The organism is Allorhizobium undicola ORS 992 = ATCC 700741 (genome assembly GCF_000621665.1).
GTDB lineage: Bacteria > Pseudomonadota > Alphaproteobacteria > Rhizobiales > Rhizobiaceae > Allorhizobium > Allorhizobium undicola.
The window spans coordinates 1-1,222 of the sequence record NZ_JHXQ01000050.1 but is presented as its reverse complement, the minus strand read 5'-3'; the positions used below and the strand labels follow the sequence as shown (position 1 = coordinate 1,222).

The following is a 1,222-nucleotide window of genomic DNA, read 5'->3' as shown; positions in this document are numbered from 1 at the left end:
AATCAGTCGGAGGAAGATGAAGCGATTTGCCTCAATCATTCAATAGCTTGAAACCCATATGCGATTCCCCTGCCCCTCAAGGGGGAGATGCTTGGCAAGGCAGAGGGGGGTAGGCCATGCCTCAGCGTCGTGTACTGTGCTACACTTTTCCTGAAAATGCTCTAACCATTTGTTTTTACGCATTTTCATACGGAAAACCGGCTTCCACTTTTCCTGAAAATGCTCTAGCCTGCGGCAAAAAGAGGGTGATTTGCATGAAGGACAACAGCTATCCGCGCGATCTCATCGGCTATGGCCGCCATGTTCCCGATCCGAAATGGCCGGGAGAGGCGCGCGTTGCCGTGCAATTCGTGATCAATTACGAGGAGGGCGGCGAAAGCTGCATTCTGGATGGCGATGCGGCGTCTGAAAGCCTGCTGTCGGAAATCGTTGGCGCGCAGCCATGGCCGGGGCAACGCAACCTCAACATGGAATCCATTTACGAATATGGTTCCCGTGCCGGTTTCTGGCGGCTCCACCGCATGTTCACGGCGCTGAACGTGCCCGTGACCGTTTACGGCGTGACGCTGGCCATGGCCCGCAACCCGGAGGCCGTGGCGGCAATGAACGAGGCGGGATGGGAAATTGCCTCCCACGGGCTCCGCTGGCTGGAATACAAGGATTTTTCGGAGGAAGAGGAGCGCCGCCATATTCTGGAAGCCGTGCGCCTGCACACCGAAGTGGCGGGCGAGCGCCCCTATGGCATGTATCAGGGCAAGCCTTCCGGCAATACGCTGCGGCTGGTGATGGAGGAGGGCGGCTTTCTCTATTCCTCCGACAATTATTCCGACGATCTGCCCTTCTGGGTGCCCGGCCTTCAGGGCAGGCCCTTCCTGATTATTCCCTATACGCTGGAAACCAACGACATGCGTTTTGCCACGCCGCAGGGTTTCAATGCGGGCGACCAGTTCTTCACCTATCTCAAGGATGCCTTCGATACGCTCTATCAGGAGGGGCTGGAAGGCGCGCCGAAAATGATGTCCGTTGGCCTGCATTGCCGCCTTGTCGGGCGTCCGGGCCGGGCGGCGGCGCTGCGCCGCTTTCTGGATTATGTGCTGTCGCATGACAAGGTGTGGCTGCCGCGCCGCATCGACATTGCCCGGCACTGGCACGAGCATCACAGGCCGGAATAAAGCATAGGACCGAAAAGTGGGAACCGGTTTTCGGATCATCCTATGCGTGG

General features: G+C 58.1%; 1 protein-coding gene. It reads left to right on the top strand.

All coding sequences use genetic code 11. The features are described 5' to 3' along the window. Window positions 1–254 precede the first annotated feature (254 nt). Window positions 255–1,172: an allantoinase PuuE gene (puuE, locus tag T424_RS0118705; RefSeq protein ID WP_027489060.1), complete on the top strand. Its 918-nt coding sequence runs from the start codon at window positions 255–257 to the stop codon at window positions 1,170–1,172. The last annotated feature ends 50 nt before the right edge of the window (window positions 1,173–1,222 follow it).

What these genes read in the sequence shown, in the direction of transcription:
- puuE (WP_027489060.1), top strand. Translation starts at nt 255, where the DNA reads ATGAAGGACAACAGCTATCCGCGCGATCTCATCGGCTATGGCCGCCAT.